This is a genomic window from Halomonas sp. R57-5 (genome assembly GCF_900070345.1).
Taxonomy (GTDB): Bacteria; Pseudomonadota; Gammaproteobacteria; order Pseudomonadales; family Halomonadaceae; genus Vreelandella; species Vreelandella ventosae_B.
This window is the reverse complement of record NZ_LN813019.1, coordinates 2,666,489-2,681,732: the sequence shown is the minus strand read 5'-3', so window position 1 is coordinate 2,681,732 and position 15,244 is coordinate 2,666,489. Positions and strand designations below refer to the sequence as shown.

At 55.1% G+C, this 15,244-nt stretch carries 13 protein-coding genes; 10 read left to right on the top strand and 3 right to left on the bottom strand.

What is annotated here, in order from left to right; all coding sequences use genetic code 11:
- The first annotated feature begins 11 nt into the window (after nucleotides 1-11).
- The 5 genes from HALO_RS12355 to yidD are packed head-to-tail and all read left to right on the top strand — an operon-like array spanning nucleotide 12 to nucleotide 3,907.
- The gene (locus tag HALO_RS12355) at nucleotides 12-1,535 is read left to right on the top strand and encodes an inactive transglutaminase family protein (protein WP_035579294.1); all 1,524 of its coding nucleotides are present in this window, start codon (nucleotides 12-14) and stop codon (nucleotides 1,533-1,535) included.
- A complete protein-coding gene (locus HALO_RS12350; RefSeq protein WP_035579296.1) occupies nucleotides 1,532-2,545 on the top strand; it encodes an alpha-L-glutamate ligase-like protein in 1,014 nt (337 codons plus the stop codon). Before HALO_RS12355 ends, HALO_RS12350 begins: the two co-directional genes overlap by 4 nt.
- Nucleotides 2,546-2,586: 41 nt before the next feature.
- On the top strand, nucleotides 2,587-3,027 hold the full coding sequence (locus HALO_RS12345; protein ID WP_035579298.1) for a transcriptional repressor: 441 nt from the start codon (nucleotides 2,587-2,589) through the stop codon (nucleotides 3,025-3,027).
- A 56-nt stretch (nucleotides 3,028-3,083) separates the two neighbouring features.
- Nucleotides 3,084-3,554 carry a phosphoribosyl-AMP cyclohydrolase gene (hisI, locus tag HALO_RS12340; protein WP_035579300.1) on the top strand — a complete coding sequence of 157 codons (471 nt, stop codon included), beginning with the start codon at nucleotides 3,084-3,086 and terminating at the stop codon, nucleotides 3,552-3,554.
- Nucleotides 3,555-3,577: 23 nt separating this feature from the next.
- Nucleotides 3,578-3,907, top strand: coding sequence for a membrane protein insertion efficiency factor YidD (yidD, locus tag HALO_RS12335; RefSeq protein ID WP_035579303.1), 330 nt, complete (start codon nucleotides 3,578-3,580; stop codon nucleotides 3,905-3,907).
- Between the two features lie 24 nt (nucleotides 3,908-3,931).
- Here yidD and HALO_RS12330 read toward each other — a convergent pair whose 3' ends face one another.
- Both HALO_RS12330 and HALO_RS12325 read right to left on the bottom strand, forming a co-directional pair.
- The gene (locus tag HALO_RS12330) at nucleotides 3,932-4,348 is read right to left on the bottom strand and encodes a SufE family protein (protein ID WP_035579304.1); all 417 of its coding nucleotides are present in this window, start codon (nucleotides 4,346-4,348) and stop codon (nucleotides 3,932-3,934) included.
- A gap of 30 nt (nucleotides 4,349-4,378) precedes the next feature.
- Nucleotides 4,379-5,560 carry a tyrosine-type recombinase/integrase gene (locus tag HALO_RS12325; RefSeq protein WP_035579306.1) on the bottom strand — a complete coding sequence of 394 codons (1,182 nt, stop codon included), beginning with the start codon at nucleotides 5,558-5,560 and terminating at the stop codon, nucleotides 4,379-4,381.
- A gap of 238 nt (nucleotides 5,561-5,798) precedes the next feature.
- Between HALO_RS12325 and HALO_RS12320 the strand changes: the two genes are divergently transcribed.
- The gene (locus tag HALO_RS12320) at nucleotides 5,799-6,848 is read left to right on the top strand and encodes a DNA-binding protein (RefSeq protein WP_035579308.1); all 1,050 of its coding nucleotides are present in this window, start codon (nucleotides 5,799-5,801) and stop codon (nucleotides 6,846-6,848) included.
- 93 nt (nucleotides 6,849-6,941) lie between these two features.
- Here HALO_RS12320 and nfuA read toward each other — a convergent pair whose 3' ends face one another.
- Nucleotides 6,942-7,565 (bottom strand): Fe-S biogenesis protein NfuA, encoded by a 624-nt coding sequence (nfuA, locus tag HALO_RS12315; protein WP_035579311.1) that lies wholly within the window; start codon nucleotides 7,563-7,565, stop codon nucleotides 6,942-6,944.
- 292 nt (nucleotides 7,566-7,857) lie between these two features.
- Here nfuA and metH point away from each other — a divergent pair, with 292 nt between their 5' ends.
- The 4 genes from metH to HALO_RS12295 all read left to right on the top strand — a co-directional run bounded on the left by metH (nucleotide 7,858) and on the right by HALO_RS12295 (nucleotide 15,228).
- The gene (gene metH, locus HALO_RS12310) at nucleotides 7,858-11,553 is read left to right on the top strand and encodes a methionine synthase (RefSeq protein WP_035579314.1); all 3,696 of its coding nucleotides are present in this window, start codon (nucleotides 7,858-7,860) and stop codon (nucleotides 11,551-11,553) included.
- 3 nt (nucleotides 11,554-11,556) lie between these two features.
- Nucleotides 11,557-12,879: an MATE family efflux transporter gene (locus HALO_RS12305; protein ID WP_050713486.1), complete on the top strand. Its 1,323-nt coding sequence runs from the start codon at nucleotides 11,557-11,559 to the stop codon at nucleotides 12,877-12,879.
- A gap of 155 nt (nucleotides 12,880-13,034) precedes the next feature.
- The gene (locus HALO_RS12300; RefSeq protein ID WP_035579316.1) at nucleotides 13,035-14,687 is read left to right on the top strand and encodes a nitrite/sulfite reductase; all 1,653 of its coding nucleotides are present in this window, start codon (nucleotides 13,035-13,037) and stop codon (nucleotides 14,685-14,687) included.
- On the top strand, nucleotides 14,680-15,228 hold the full coding sequence (locus HALO_RS12295; protein WP_035579318.1) for a DUF934 domain-containing protein: 549 nt from the start codon (nucleotides 14,680-14,682) through the stop codon (nucleotides 15,226-15,228). Before HALO_RS12300 ends, HALO_RS12295 begins: the two co-directional genes overlap by 8 nt.
- Nucleotides 15,229-15,244: the final 16 nt, after the last annotated feature.

The following is a 15,244-nucleotide window of genomic DNA, read 5'->3' as shown; positions in this document are numbered from 1 at the left end:
AAGGAATCTCCATGTCACGGTTAATGTTTTATATTATTGTCGGCTTTTTGCTGATCGCAGGTATTGCGACCAGCGTGCATCGCCATGTGCAGTTTGAAATTCCTTGGCTGCCCGGCGAACAACGCCAGGTGTGGGAAATTGAGGCGGGCATTAACTTCAATGCGCAAGACGGTCCTGTTCAGGTCGATTTGGCACTGCCCTCTCATCAGGCAGGCTACCGGGTACTGACTGAAAACACCGCATCGTCAGGCTATGGACTTGCTTATCAAGCGGATGAATTAGGCCGCACTGCCCGCTGGACAATTCGTCAAGCAGTGGGTAGCCAAACGCTCTACTACTCGGTGCAAATGTTGGTGTCGGAAGACGCTCGCTCACCGGTACAAACAGCCCCTGAAGTACCCATTACCACGCCCTGGGAAAGCCCCTACGACACGGCGGCCAACCAGCTGATTGAACAAGCCTGGGCACGCAGCGCCAACAATGCCACCTTCGCCCGCGAGCTAATTCGCGATATTAATGGTGAGCGTCAGGAGGAAAATGCACGTCTGTTGCTGACGCAAGAAAATCCGGCGGCACTGGTGGTGCGGTTACTGAACCAGGCGGGCGTTCAGGCACGTGAGGTGAGCGGCTTGCTGTTGGAAGATGGCCGTCGTCGCCAAACGCTCAGCAGTTGGATCCAGGTGTTTGATCAGTCCGGCGAAGAGTGGACCATTTTTCACCCACTGACGGGCGAACAAGGCAAGCCTGACAATTTATTGTTGTGGGAAACCGGTGGTCGAGCGGTACTGGAGGTTCAAGGCGGTACCAACTCACGGGTTACGTTCTCCATGATGACCCACGACCAGCCGGCTTCGGCGGCGGTGCGCAACCACTACTCTGAAGACACGCTGCTGAATTTCTCTATTCACAGCCTGCCTCTGGAAGAGCAAGCACTGTTCCAAACTATCTTGCTGATTCCCATTGGCGCGTTAATGGTGGTGTTTTTGCGTGTATTGGTGGGTATTAAAACGTCCGGTACCTTTATGCCGGTGTTGATCGCCCTCGCCTTCATTCAAACCACCCTGCCAACCGGTTTGATTGGCTTCCTGCTTATCGTTGCTGTGGGTTTGATTATTCGTAACTATCTCTCTTACTTGAATTTATTGCTGGTAGCCAGGGTCTCTGCGGTGATTATTACGGTGATTGCGATTATCTCGATCTTCACTGTGCTGGCCTACCGCATGGGGCTTAGTGCGGGCTTAACGATTACCTTCTTCCCAATGATTATCCTGGCCTGGACGATCGAGCGGATGTCGATTCTATGGGAAGAGGAAGGCCCCAAGCAGGTGCTAATCCAGGGTGGCGGTAGTTTGGTCACGGCCATTCTTGCCTACCTGGCGATGAATAACCCCTGGGTGCGCCACATAACGTTCAACTTCCTGGGTGTGCAGTTGATATTGATGGCGCTGATCTTGCTGCTGGGTAATTACACCGGCTACCGTTTACTGGAACTGCGCCGCTTCAAGCCAATCACTGATGATGAGAAACCCTCATGAGTTGGCTGAAGAACTGGACCTGGCCCACACGGTTGCGGGATAAAGGCATCATTGGTATGAATCGGCGCAATATTCGCTATATTGGTCGATACAATAAGCGCCGCCTTTACCCTCTGGTCGATGACAAGCTTAAAACCAAGTTGCTGGCTCAGCAGTATGGAATTACCAGCCCCGAACTGATTGGCACCGTGACCACTCAGTTTGGCGTTAAGCACATTGGCGAAATGCTCACCGGCCACGCAGGCTTTGTTATCAAGCCTGCCAAAGGGAGCGGTGGCAAAGGCATTCTGGTGGTTGAAAAAGTCGAAGATAACGCCTTTATCAAGCCAAGTGGTGCCAAGCTCTCTCTTACCGATGTTGAGCGGCACGTGTCGAATATTTTGTCGGGGTTGTACTCGTTAGGCGGCTCGCCCGACGTGGCGGTGATTGAAACGCTGATTAATTTCGATGAAAGCCTAATGGATTACACCTATGAAGGGGTTCCCGATATACGGGTAATTGTTTTTAAAGGTTACCCCGTTATGGCCATGATGCGCCTCTCCACCGCGGCATCTGACGGCAAAGCTAACCTACACCAGGGTGCGGTGGGCGTGGGTTTAAACATAGCCACCGGGGCGGCCCTGCGTGCCGTCCAGTTTGACCGGCCCTGCTTTAGCCATCCGGATACCGGTCACGACCTGGCAAGTTTGGTCGTGCCCCAGTGGGAAACGCTGCTTAATTTGGCAGCGGGCTGTTATGAGATGACCGGGCTTGGCTACCTGGGTACCGATATGGTGCTGGATCGCAAGTACGGCCCGATGCTGCTTGAGCTAAACGCGCGTCCTGGCTTGGCCATTCAAATGACCAATGGCGAAGGCTTGCGCCGCCGCCTGGATCTTATTGAGCGTCAACCCGATGGCGTGCCGGCTAAGCAGCGTGTGGCCTTTGCCCAGCACCATTTCGCGCGGCAGAGTGAACTGGTAGATAGCGAGCGGGTAGAAAGCCCTGACACCCCTTCCACCGGCGCGTAGACTACTATCGAGTAGGCTAATCACGTTCAACCGAGTTGCCCATGACCCAAGCGAGTACACTACTACAGCAGGCGGAGTCTCAGTGCCATATCCGCGGCGTGCGTTTCACTCCTATTCGCCGACGCGTGCTTGAGATGATTGCTGAAAATGGCGGTGGGCTAAAAGCCTACGATTTGCTCGATAAGCTCTCTACTGAGCACGCAGCCGCCCGTCCCCCGACCGTATACCGGGCGCTGGAGTTCTTAATTGATCAAGGGCTGGTGCATCGGATTGAGTCGCAGAACTCTTATGTGGCCTGTGCTTGCCCAGAGCATGCTCACGGTTTTCAGCTGCTTATTTGCCGCCAATGCGGTTATGTTGAAGAGCTGCATTTGGACGAGATCAGCGACCAACTGGCAGCGCTGGCAAAAAGCCAAGGCTTTAACGTTGAGCGCCAAACCATTGAGCTCCAAGGGCTCTGCCAGGATTGTCGATCGAACTGAGTCTGAGCCAGCTAATCGCGAACAGCTAATTTTTTCGTATAGTCAGCGAGTAAATCATGTCCCGTTTTGATCAAGTCGCGCCGGAGGCGTTGTTTAAACAACTAGAGCGTGCCACCCCCGAAGATAGCCTGCCTGCAGTTTCCACTCTGCTGGCGGCTGTGCGCTTTAATGCCGACGGTTTAATTCCGGCAATTGCGCAGCAGCACGACTCAAAAGAAGTGTTGATGATGGCGTGGATGAATCGCGAGGCACTTGAAGAGACCTTAGCCACCCAGCGTGTTTGCTACTATTCGCGCTCGCGGGGAACGCTGTGGCGGAAGGGAGAGACGTCGGGTCAGCAGCAGCAGCTTATCTCCGCCGCGCTTGACTGCGATGGCGATACGCTACTGTTGCACGTCGAGCAAACCGGGCCTGCCTGCCACACTGGGCGGCGCAGCTGTTTCTATATTGCCGTTAACGAAGAGCAGGCTTCGATCACCAGTAATCCGCTGATTGATCCTGACACGCTCTACGGCAAGAAAACCTAGCTCTACACATGAAATGCTTAGCCATGACTCGATTTATTTCAACGCTGTGCTCAGCTTCACGCTGGGCGGTGATGAAAGTGATGATTGGCTGCGTCAGGGTCTATCAATATACGCTTAGTCCGTTGCTGGGCCCCCGCTGCCGCTTCTGGCCCAGCTGCTCGTCATACACCATTGAAGCAATTCAGGTGCATGGACCCTTAAAAGGGGGTTGGATGGCGCTTAAACGCATCGTCAAATGCCACCCAGGCAATCCCGGCGGTATGGATCCGGTGCCCGGCGGCCGTAGCGAGCAGCTGTGCCGCGAGGATGATGAACAGGCGCCGTCCTCCTGCTGTGACCATCATCCTCGTTAATGCGTTTACCTGCTTCTGTTTTGGCTATTTCTGCTGTGCAACTGCGTAGATCTTCTCTAGCATGGCGTGCAAACCGTTGCTACGCGTTGGCGAGAGGTGTTTGTCCAGGCCTAAATCAGCCAAGAAATGTGGTTCAGTGGCACGGATTTCAGCGGCTGTTCGCTCGCTGTAAATACGCAGCAGTACGGCGATCAGGCCAGACACGATGGCTGCATCAGACGTCGCTTTAAAAACCAGCTTATCGCCCTCCTCTTCATGGCGCAGCCACACATTGGACTGACAGCCCTGAATTTTAAACTCCTCGATTTTCCACTCATCGGGAAAGTCAGGCAGCTGTTTACCCATATCGATAATGTACTGGTAACGGTCCATCCAGTTATCAAATATCTCGAAATCTTCGATCAGCTCTTGCTGGGCCTGTTCGGCGCCGGAAGTGCTCATGGTGCTTCCTTTTCGGTGGTATCTGCATGTTTATGAATCTACCTCATTATAACGACTCAAAGGCGGCTTGAGGGAGCTATCAGGAAGTGAATTGTTTAATCGATGCCGCTGCTGCTCACGGTGCCACTCAGCGTCTTCGCTATGGAGATAGCGCGAAGTGGTATCCAGTCGCGCATGACGTGCGCTCTCGGCCAAATGGCGCAGGCTAATACCCGACTGGGCCTGGTGGGTGATCGAGGTATGCCGCAACCAGTGCGGCGTTGCTTGGTGAAGTGCGGCAATATGTTCAGGTGCGCCGCCGCTAGCCTCAAGTGCTTGCGCCGCCTGCTGAAACGTCTCTCGAATAAGTCGATAAAGCTGGTTATGACCCAGGCCGCGCTGACCATCCAGGGCGCGAAGCAACGGCATAGCGGTTTCCAGCTGACTGTGGGTGTCAGGCAGCCCCAGTGCTTGGCGCCACTGCTGAAGGCAGTTCAGCATATCCTCAGGCAGCGGAATGCGTGCCATCTTGCTGCCTTTGCCCACCACATGCCACCACCAGCGGCCTTCACTGCGCTGGAAATCGCCCATGCGTGCATCGGCCATCTCGCTAATGCGCGGTGCCAGCAAATAGGCAAAGCCAAAGATAAAGCGCCGTCGTGCATGTTCAAAACGGGCGCGACTCCCCTCCCCAGCCGCTAACGGTGTATTCAGCCACGTCCATAGCCACGCCCATAGATCGCTTTCCAGGTACCGCTCTATACGCGGCGTCTGGTTATTCAGTCGACGCGATTTATCGCGCATCAAACGAAACGGGTTGTGGTTAACCCACCCGGCTTCCACCAGCCAAGCAAACATACCCTGCAGTATCACCAGACTTTGGCGTCGACTGGCAGGCGACAGCACGCCGCGAAATGGCTTCCACGCCGGATGCGAGCGGGGTTTTGATGGCCCGACCCATTGCTCGCAGGGCTGTGGGTCGGTGAGAAAGGCTTCGAATTGGCGCAGCGTTTCGCGGTTTATGTCGGCCAGTGTAAGCCCTTGGCTAGCCAGCCACAGCAGCAGGCGCTCCGACTCACGGCGGTAAGCTTTCCAGGTTTGCGGGCTATCCACGTACTCCTCCAGCCACGCCATCACCGCCTGGGCATCATTTTGGGCGCTAATGCGTCCGTCATTGGGCAAGGTGTTTAGCGGCAATAGCAGGTCAGTGGGTGTAATAACATTATTCGCCATACCTTTCTCTACCCTTATCCAAGCCCTTGTTTATAGGGTTTATTGACACTCTATAGGTCGTAAGTGTGCCGCTGTAGCTGAATAAATTCAAGATAATACGGGTAATCTTGAATTTATACGCAATATCATAAATAATTTTACGTATTACATAATACGTAATTATTGCCTTTTGAATCATTAATGCCGACAATGGCGACGACAAATCCGGTAAGAAAAGCCCGCAAGGAAGGAGCGCTTCATGGCCCGCAACGGCATTCAGTACAGCGATGTGCAACAAGCGATAGATACCCTGCAGGCTCGCGGCGACACGCCCAGCGTGCAGCGCATCCGCGATGTGCTGGGCACCGGKAGCTTCACCACGATTAGTGATCACTTTCGCCAGTGGCGCAGCGAGCGGGAGCAAAATCGCGACGTGCCACCACCCAGAGGGGTGCCGGAAGTCGTGGTGACTATGGCCAGCGAGCTATGGCGCGAAGCCCAAGAGGTAGCGAATCAAACGCTGCTCCACTATCGCGAAGATGCAGACCGTCAAGTGGCAGATGCCCAGCAGCTTGCTGAGGAGGCTAAACAGCAGGCGGCCAACGCCGAACAGCGTGAAAGCGCCCTCGCCGAGCATTTACGCCATATTGATCAGCGCATGGAGGCGTTAAACCGGGAATTAGCTGCGAGTCAAACCAGTGAGCGCCACTGGCACCAGCTTGCCGAAGCGTCACACAGTGAAGTCAATCAACTGAAGCAGGCGCAACAGCAGCTAAAGAGCCAGATAGAGGAGCAGCGAGATACGCATAGCCAAGCCCTTAGTGAGCAGCAGGTGGCGTGGGAGCAGCGGCTGGCACAAGAAGAGCAGCGTCATGAGGCAGCGGAAGGCAGGCTGATGGCGATGCTGGATAGTGCTCAACAGGCACGCGCCCAGGAGGAGAAGAGTTACCAAAAACGTCAGCTGCAGTCTGAGCAGCGTGTGGAGACATTAAGTCAGGAGTTAAAAACAAAGCAGCAGGCCCTGCATCAACTGCAGCTGGAAGGCAACGAACGCGAGCAGCGGCTTAGTGACCAGGCGCAACAAATCACATCTCTGGAAAAGCAGTTGAAGGCGCTTACCCTACAGCTGGATGAGTCGAAGGTGGCGCTCAAGAAGCAGGCCCAACAGCATGCCGATCGCGAAACCGCGCTACAGCAAGCGTGGCAAGAGAAGTTGTGGAACCGTATGGAGGCGTTGCAAACACAGCTAACGGCACTTCCCGACGCGCTTTCACATCAGAGTGCCAAGGGTAATGAACCAGAACAGTGATCAAAGCTGCGTTCTTAAAAGACTGGTCTTAAAACGGAGAATATAAAAAAGCCCAGCTGTTAAAGGCTGGGCTTTTGGTGCGATACCGTTGGTTTAACGGTAGTAAGCGTTGGTCGTATCGGTATGGTCGGTGACGTCGCGAATGCCGGCAAGCTCGGGAATGCGCTCCATCAGGGTTTTCTCAACGCCATCTTTCAGCGTTAAATCGACCGCTGCACAGCCCTGGCAACCACCGCCAAAGGCTAATACCGCATACTGCTGCTCGGTGAGCTCAACCAGCTTGATTTCACCGCCATGGGCCGCCAGCCCAGGGTTGATTTCGCTGTAAAGTACGTAGTTAATACGGTCTTCCAGCGGGCTATCGGCATTGACCTTAGGCATCTTGGCGTTGGGCGCTTTGATCGTCAGCTGACCACCCATGCGGTCGGCGTTGAAATCCACCACCGCTTCTTCCAAAAACGCTAAGCTGTTTTTATCGAGAAATACATTGATTTTCTCGAGCTCCAGCGTGACATCGGTCGGCTCTTCTTCGCCGGGACGGCAGTAAGCTAGGCAGGTTTCCGCGTAGGGTGTGCCCGGCTGGGTAATGAAAATGCGTACGGCAATACCCTCAACGTTCTGCTTTTCCAGCAGTTCTGCCAAGTATTCTTGCGCACTGTTCGTAATATCAATACCTTGGGTATCAACACTGGTTTCTTTTTCGCTAGTCGTGGTCATGAGGGCTGTCTTCCTCCCGTGGTAGTGGCGGCGCCACTTCACATGTCATTTGTGTCTATGGTAAGCAAAACAGCGCGCTGACACAATCCCGACTGTTTTAGTCGGCTATTTTAAACAGCTCTTTTTACGGGCGACTATTAATTATCTTTCCTTATCTTGCGTATAGCCTCCGTAGGGGCGCCTTTTGCCATCCCTTTTGTTATCATTATGCGCCTTATAACGACAGATGCTGCTTTTCCGACGATAACAACATCCCCTTTGACGACTGTGACGCTGGAGAACTCCCCCTGCCATGGCTGATAGTGCTTTGATCGCAACCCTCACCCAACGCCTTGCTGAACGCATCCTGATTCTGGATGGCGGCATGGGCACCATGCTGCAGAATGCCCAGTTGATCGAGGAAGATTTTCGCGGCGAACGGTTTAGCGACTGGCCCTCGGATCTCAAAGGCAATAATGATCTGCTCGCGCTTACCTGCCCCGAAGTGGTCACGCGGATTCACCGTGACTACCTGGAAGCCGGTGCCGATATTATTGAGACCAACACCTTTAATAGCACTCAGCTGTCACAGTCTGATTACGGCATGGAATCGCTGGTGGTTGAGCTTAACCGCGAATCAGCACGCCTGGCCCGCGAGGTGTGTGATGCGGTGGCCGCCGAAACCGGCGTGCCCCGCTATGTTGCCGGTGTGTTAGGCCCCACCTCGCGCACCGCCTCGCTATCGCCGGATGTGAATGATCCCGCTAAGCGTAACGTCACCTTTGATGAGCTGCGCGAGAATTACTATGAAGCCGCCGAGGCGCTGATTGCAGGTGGTGCCGATCTAATCATGATCGAAACCATCTTCGATACGCTTAACGCCAAGGCAGCGATTTATGCCCTGGAAGAGCTATTCGATGACCGCGGTGAGCGCCTGCCGGTAATGATCTCCGGCACCATTACCGATGCCTCTGGCCGCACGCTTTCGGGTCAAACCACAGAAGCGTTCTGGAATTCGGTGCGCCACGCTCAGCCACTCTCGGTGGGCTTAAACTGCGCCCTGGGCGCCGAGGAGCTTCGCCCCTATCTGGAAGAGCTCTCTACCAAGGCCGACACCTTTGTCTCCGCCCACCCCAACGCGGGGCTGCCCAACGAGTTTGGTGAGTACGACCAAACACCGGAAGAGATGTCGGAGATCGTCAGCGAGTTTGCCTCAAGCGGATTGGTCAATATTATCGGCGGCTGCTGCGGCTCCACGCCCGAGCATATTCGCGCCATTGCTGATTCTGTTCGCGATATGGCGCCCCGGGTCATTCCTGAGCGCAGCCGCGCCTGCCGTTTATCCGGTCTAGAACCGTTCAATATTGAAGCCGATTCGCTGTTCGTCAACGTCGGCGAGCGTACCAACGTCACCGGCTCGGCGCGCTTTAAGCGCTTGATAGTAGAAGAGGACTTCACCACGGCGTTAGAGGTCGCCCTGGAGCAAGTCGAAAGCGGTGCGCAAGTCATCGATATCAATATGGACGAGGGCATGCTCGAGTCCAAGGAAGCCATGGAGCGCTTTCTAAACCTGATCGCTGGCGAGCCGGATATCGCCCGGGTACCGATTATGATCGACTCCTCCAAGTGGGAGATCATCGAAGCGGGCCTGAAGTGCGTCCAGGGCAAGGCGGTGGTGAACTCCATTTCGCTTAAAGAGGGCGAAGCCGCCTTCCGCGAACAGGCGACCAAGTGCCGCCGCTTTGGCGCTGCGATTGTCGTCATGGCCTTTGATGAAGATGGCCAGGCAGATACCTTCGCCCGCAAAACCGAAATTTGTCAGCGCGCCTATCGCCTGCTGGTGGATGAAATCGGCTTCCCCGCGGAAGACATTATCTTTGACCCCAATATCTTTGCCATCGCCACCGGTATTGAGGAGCACAACAACTACGCGGTCGACTTTATCGAAGCGACTCAATGGATTCGCGACAACCTGCCCCACGCAATGATCTCGGGKGGTGTGTCTAACGTCTCGTTCTCGTTCCGTGGCAACAACCCAGTACGCGAAGCGATTCACTCGGCGTTCCTTTATCATGCGATCCGCGCGGGCCTTTCCATGGGTATCGTCAACGCGGGCCAGCTCGCCGTTTATGACGACCTCCCCGCCGAGCTACGCGACGCTGTAGAGGATGTGGTGCTCAATCGCCGCAGCGACGGCACCGAGCGCTTGCTGGATATTGCCGATAAGTATAAAGGCGACGGTAGCGGCGCGGCCAAGAAAGAGGATCTCGAGTGGCGCAGTTGGCCGGTCAATAAGCGTATTGAACATGCGCTGGTGAAAGGCATTACGGTGTATATCGAAGATGACACCGAGCAAGCCCGCGCCGAGGCCGAACGCCCAATTGAGGTCATTGAAGGCCCGCTGATGGACGGCATGAACGTGGTCGGCGACCTGTTTGGCGATGGCAAGATGTTCTTGCCGCAGGTGGTTAAGTCCGCGCGAGTGATGAAACAGGCCGTCGCCTACTTGATCCCCTATATCGAGGCCGAAAAGAGCGAAGAGACCAAGGCCAAAGGCAAGATCGTGATGGCCACGGTCAAAGGCGATGTCCACGATATCGGTAAAAATATTGTCGGCGTGGTGTTGCAGTGTAATAACTACGAGGTGATTGATCTGGGCGTTATGGTCGCCGCCGACAAAATCTTACAGGCAGCCAAAGATCACAACGCCGATATTATCGGTCTTTCGGGCCTGATTACCCCGTCGCTGGATGAAATGGTGCACGTCGCCAAAGAGATGCAGCGCCGCGGCATGGATCTACCGCTGCTAATTGGCGGTGCCACCACCTCTAAAGCGCATACCGCGGTCAAAATCGAACCGCAGTATGAGCATCCGGTGATTTATGTGACCGACGCCTCCCGGGCCGTTGGCGTAGCGGGCAAATTATTGACGCCTGCTTTAAAAACACCTTACGTCGCCGAAATCCGTGAAGAGTACGAAAAGGTTCGCGAGCGTAACGCCAAGCGCCGCCCCAAAGCAGCGGATCTTGACTACACTCAGGCGCGCAAGCGGCGTTTTCGCACCGACTGGAACAACCACACCCCCGCCGAGCCCAATATGTTGGGGTTAAAAACCTTCGATGATTACGACCTGGAAGAGCTGATCGAACGCATCGACTGGACGCCGTTCTTTATGAGCTGGCAGCTAGCGGGCAAGTACCCCAAAATTCTCGACGACAAAGTCGTCGGCGAGGCAGCCCGCAATCTGTTTGAAGACGCCAAAGTCATGCTGCGCAAGCTGGTTGAGGAGAAGCGCGTCCAGGCCCGCGGTGTTATCGGCCTATGGCCCGCCAATAGCGTCGATGACGACGTTATTGAGGTCTATGCGGATGAGTCGCGCAGCGAAGTCGTCGAGCGTCTGCATCACATTCGCCAGCAAACCACCAAAGGCCGCGACGGCATCTGCTACAGCCTGGCCGATTTTATTGCCCCCAAAGAGAGCGGCAAAGCCGATTGGATTGGTGGCTTTGCGGTCACCACCGGCCACGGTGTCGATAAGCTCTCCAAAGCGTATGAGGCCGCCGGTGACGACTACAATGCGATTATGGTGCAGGCGTTGACGGATCGCCTTGCGGAAGCCTTCGCCGAGCGCATGCACGAACGGGTGCGCAAAGAGTTTTGGGGCTATGTGCCGGAAGAAACTCTGGACAACGATGCCTTGATCGCCGAGAAATACCAGGGTATCCGCCCTGCCCCTGGCTACCCCGCCTGCCCGGATCACACCGAGAAAGCCACGCTATTCCGGTTGCTCGATGCCACTGAAAATACCGGTCTGGCGCTAACCGAAAACTTCGCCATGTGGCCCGCAGCGGCGGTTTCCGGCTGGTACTTTGCCCATCCGCAGTCGAAATACTTCTCTACCGGTAAGATCACCCGAGATCAGGTCGAGGCCATCGCCGCACGTAAGCAGATGCCCCTTGAGGAAATGGAGCGCTGGCTCTCGCCGGTACTCTCCTACGACCCGAGCTGATTAATGCTGTCAGTTGGCCGTCACGGCAAGGTTATGCGTCTTGCCTTACCGATCATGCTGGGCATGCTCTCCCAGAGCATGCTCAACTTGATCGATGCCGCACTGGTAGGGCATTTAGGCGAGGTAGCCCTTGCTGGCGTGGGAGTGGGCGGTTACGCCATGTTTATGCTCAGCGCTGTCGTGTTTGGACTCTCCTCCAGCGTGCAGTCACAAACTGCACATCGCGTCGGTGCTGCCAACATAGAGATCGCCCAACCGCTTAACTCGGGGCTGGTGATTGGGCTTGTGTTTGGCCTGCCGCTGTCCGTCTGGGCTTGGTGGCAAGCACCGCTGCTGATTGGCTTGATTAGCCAGGCCGATGACGTTCAAGGCGTAGCGGTTAGCTATTTTCGTTGGCGGGTGGTGTCACTGATGGCCATTGCGCTAACGCTCTGCTTTCGTGGCTACTGGAACGGTCGCCAGCAAACGCATCTCTATTTGCGTATCATCGTGGCGGTTCACTTGATTAATGTGGTGGTCAGTGCTGGGTTGATCTATGGATTTGCCGGGCTACCCAAAATGGGGGCGAGCGGTGCGGGTGCTGGCACAACACTATCGCTGTTTATTGGCTTGATTGTTTGGTGTTGGGTGAGCATAAAAAGCCCATTTATCCACCATTTTTTGACACGCATGCCTTGCTTAGCCACCCTGCGTACGACCTTGGTACTTGCCGCTCCTCACTCTTTGCAGCAGTTTTTATTTGCAGCGGGATATGCGGTACTCATTTGGTTACTTAGCCAGCTAGGCACGGCCAGTGTCGCGGTTGGCCATGTGTTGATTAATCTTTCACTGCTGCTAATTTTGCCGGGAGTGGGTATTGGCGTTGCGGCGATGAGCTTAGTGGGTGAGGCATTAGGCCGAGATGCTCAGCACGAAGCCCACCGCTGGGGTCTGGATGCGCTGCGGGTCGCATGGCTACTGCTACTTGTGCTGGCGCTGCCAATGTTAGTGATACCCGAACAGGTACTTGGGATATTTTTCAGCAGTAGCGAGCTAGTCGCGCTGGGTAAACTGCCGCTGCAGCTAACCGGCGTGATGATTGTGCTGGATGCCGCCGCCCTGGTGCTTGCCCAGGCGTTAATGGGCGCAGGCGCCCAGCGCACGGTTATGATGCTCACCCTGGGGATGCAGTGGCTGCTTTTTTTACCCCTGGCCTGGTGGGTGGGGATTGGCTTAGAACAGGGTTTATTAGGTATTTGGCTTATGCAACTGCTTTATCGATTGATAAACTCAGCCGGATTTTTATGGGTATGGCAGCGCCGCCGCTGGCTGGCCCCCGCTTTCTAACTCGTTGACTGGCCCATGATATGTGTTCTAAATAGCTTTTAGAGATAAAAAGATAATTATATATTCTTTTGTAGAATATGACGCCCGCGTTAAGGTGACACTATATTAACGTCCGTCTCAACGTGACCATTTCGCTTTTAGCAGGATCGTGCCCCATGTACCGTTATGATATTCACGACCAAACCCTGGTTGATGAGCGTGTCGCTCAGTTCCGTGACCAAATGGAACGCTACCGCGCCGGGCGTTTGGGAGAAGAAGAGTTCCGTCCGTTACGGTTGCAAAACGGCCTCTATATTCAACGCCATGCGCCCATGCTGCGCATTGCGATTCCTTACGGCATGCTGGCAGGCAGCCAGTTGCGTGCCTTGGCTGAGATCACTCGCCGTTACGACCGCGGCTATGGCCACTTTACTACGCGGCAAAATTTACAGTTGAACTGGCCTGCCCTTGAAGACGTGCCGGATATTCTGGCCGATCTCGCCAAGGTGCAGATGCACGCCATTCAAACCAGTGGTAACTGCATTCGTAACACCACCAGCGACCAGTTTGCCGGCATCGCCAACGATGAAGTGGAAGATCCACGTCCTTGGTGTGAGTTAATCCGCCAGTGGTCAACCTTGCACCCGGAATTCGCCTATCTGCCCCGCAAGTTCAAAATCGCGGTCAGCGGTGCGGCCCAAGACCGTGCCGCGATCCAGGTTCACGATATTGGGCTGCGTTTTTGGTACAACGCCGACGGCGAGCTGCGTATAAAAGTGTTGGCCGGTGGCGGCCTGGGCCGTACCCCGATGATTGCGGACGTGGTTCGTGAAGATCTGCCCTGGCAGCATTTGTTGACCTACCTGGAAGCCTGCGTACGGGTTTACAACCAGTTTGGTCGCCGGGATAACAAGTTCAAGGCGCGGATTAAAATTCTGGTCAAAGCGCTGGGTATTGAAGAGTTTCGTCGTCGGGTTGATGAAGAGTGGGCGCACCTGAAAGACGGCCCGCAGACGCTTAACCAAGCAGCGGTTGATGCGGCTAAAGTTCACTTCCCCGAGCCTGATCGTCGCCCGGTTGCAGTAAACGCAAACGAAGAATTTGACCGCCTGCGTGCAGAAAATCGCAGCTTTGCACGATTTGTCACTAACAACGTAACCGATCATAAGGTGCCTGGGTATAAAGCCGTGACGCTATCGCTGAAGCGCCGCGAGCACGCGCCTGGTGATGTCACCGCCGATCAGATGGAAGCCGTGGCTGATTTAGCCGATCGCTACAGCTTTGGTGAAGTGCGCGTCACTCACGAGCAGAACCTGGTGCTTTCTGACGTTCCGGTCGACGAGCTGGAAGCACTTTGGCAAGAGCTTGAAGCGCTGGGTATGGCGAACCCCACCGTGGGCACGCTCAACGATATTATCTGCTGCCCTGGCGGCGACTACTGCAGCCTGGCCAATGCGGTATCGATTCCCATCGCCCAAGCACTGCAGGAGCGCTTTGAAGATCTAGACTTCCTGTATGATCTTGGCCCGCTGGATCTGAATATCTCCGGCTGCATGAACGCCTGTGGCCACCACCACGTTGGCCATATCGGCATCCTGGGCGTGGATAAAAAAGGTGAAGAGTTCTACCAAATATCGATTGGCGGTAACTCCACCGACGATGCCTCGCTGGGTAAGATTTTAGGCCCGTCCTTTTTCCGCTCAGACGTGCCGGACGTAGTGGAAAAAGTATTGGAAGTCTATGTGTCACAGCGCCATGAGGACGAACGCTTCTTGGATACTTACCGCCGTATTGGCCTAAAACCCTTTAAGGAGCGTGTCTATGCCTAATAAAACAGCTGAGACGCAAACTGAAGCGGTTGAGCAAACACCGGTTCATGTCGATCACCTGATTGCCAACGGCGAGGTGGCGGCGGAGAACGCTTGGTGTGTCTCCTATGATGAAGACACGCTACCCGAGCAACGCCCAGCGTTTGTGCCTTTGCCACTATGGCAAGCGAATCAAGATGATGATGAGCTGGCACCGCTACTTACCAGCGATACCGAGCTGACGGCAGAATTAGCCAAGCAGCTGGGTAGTTCTGCGGCGGTCGCCATTGATTTCCCCGCCTTCACTGATGGCCGTGGCTACTCCATCGCTCGCCTGCTTCGCGAGCGTTACGACTACCGTGGTGAAGTGCGCGCTGTAGGCGACGTCTTGGTTGATCAGTTGGATTACATGCGCCGCTGTGGATTCAGTGCGATGGCGCTGCGTGATGACCAGCATCCAGATGATGCCCTGCGTGCGCTCAGCTTTATCAGCGTTCGCTACCAGCCTGATGTGGAAGAGCGTCAGGCGCTGTTTGAACGCCGCTTAGCCACTAGGGATTAAACGCACATTCCATCCA